Source organism: Wolbachia endosymbiont of Tuta absoluta (genome assembly GCF_059414725.1).
Genome location: NZ_JBNRJY010000810.1, coordinates 1 through 1,428, shown reverse-complemented (window position 1 = coordinate 1,428; position 1,428 = coordinate 1). Strand labels below are relative to the sequence as shown.

Here is a 1,428-nt window from a genome sequence, read left to right as displayed (position 1 = left end):
GATCCTTGAGCGCGTTGAGCAAGGCCGTCATCAGCGCAATGATCGATCGGCTACCGTGCATGAGGCCATGGGCCGCGTGGGCTTGCTGCAGCCGGCGTTGCGTCCCATCGCCGCTGGCCAGCAGGTCTCCGGGACAGCCGTCACCGTGCTGCTGCAGCCGGGCGACAACTGGATGCTGCACGTGGCCGCCGAGCAAATCCAGCCTGGCGACATTGTTGTGGCGGCGGTGACTTCACCCTGCAGCGATGGATATTTTGGTGATTTGCTGGCCACCAGCTTCCAGGCGCGTGGCGCACGTGCCCTGGTCATTGATGCCGGTGTACGCGATACCAAGACGTTGCAGGAAATGGGTTTCCCGGTCTGGAGCCGAAACGTGTCTTCCAAGGGCACGATCGATCGCTCTGTAGTGGCTCCCTGTGCCTGTGGCACCGGGCCCTGCCCTGTCTTTGCCCCGTTTGCCGAAAGTCCGCGCCATGAAGTTCCAGCCCGATAAATCCGACACCTTGACCATCACAGGCTATGGCCCGGGCTGGCTGGCGGTGGACAAACAGACCTACTCGCACAGCCTGGTGGTCAGCTCCAACGGCAGCCTGCAGCCCTGGGATTGCGCCCGCTTCGAAGACCTGGGACCCGCCCTTTTCGCCCAGCTGGCCGAGGCCGATGTGGAAACGATCGATCCCAAGCACCTGCTGCGCCTGAACACCAGCTACCGCTTGCCCGGCAGCTGGAACAAGCTGACCCTGGGCACCGGCCTGACCGCGCAAAGCAAGATGCACCAGGTGGCGACCGGCACCAGCCACCCCACCGAAGGCGCCAATGTCAACATCGACCTGAAGGCCTACACCCTGTTCCATGCGATGGCGCGCTATGAGATCGATCCGGAGATTTCTGAATGGGGGAACCCACCTAGCAATAGGTATCACTGAGTGAATACATAGCTCAGTGAAGCGAACCTGGAGAACTGAAACATCTAAGTACCCAGAGGAAAAGACATCAACCGAGATTCCGATAGTAGTGGCGAGCGAATTCGGAAGAGCCTTGCAGTGATAGTCAGTGTGTTAACAAAACGGAATGGAAAGTCCGGCCATAGTGGGTGATAGCCCCGTATGTGAAAACGCATTGGTGGTACTAGGCTGCAGACAAGTAGGGCGGGGCACGAGAAACCCTGTCTGAATATGGGGGGACCATCCTCCAAGGCTAAATACTCATCATCGACCGATAGTGAACAAGTACCGTGAGGGAAAGGCGAAAAGAACCCCGGGAGGGGAGTGAAATAGATCGATCCATGACGATGCCATCCAGGCCGAGCAGGAAATGCTCAAGGGTGTGCATGTCTATGGCGCCAGCGAATCGCCTGCGGCGCCTGATCGATCTGGGATGCCATGTTCCCAATGGCCAGCGCCCGGCGTACGGCGTGGAGACGCGATC

1 protein-coding gene and 1 other annotated feature are annotated in these 1,428 nt (G+C 59.5%); the gene reads left to right on the top strand.

Annotated features, from left to right (window positions below):
• On the top strand, positions 1 to 493 hold a 493-nt coding region (locus ACJ5GX_RS08180), incomplete at its 5' end, for a 4-carboxy-4-hydroxy-2-oxoadipate aldolase/oxaloacetate decarboxylase (protein WP_495292902.1).
• A 356-nt stretch (positions 494 to 849) separates the two neighbouring features.
• Positions 850 to 1,281 (top strand) — a sequence feature (23S ribosomal RNA rRNA prediction is too short).
• Positions 1,282 to 1,428: the final 147 nt, after the last annotated feature.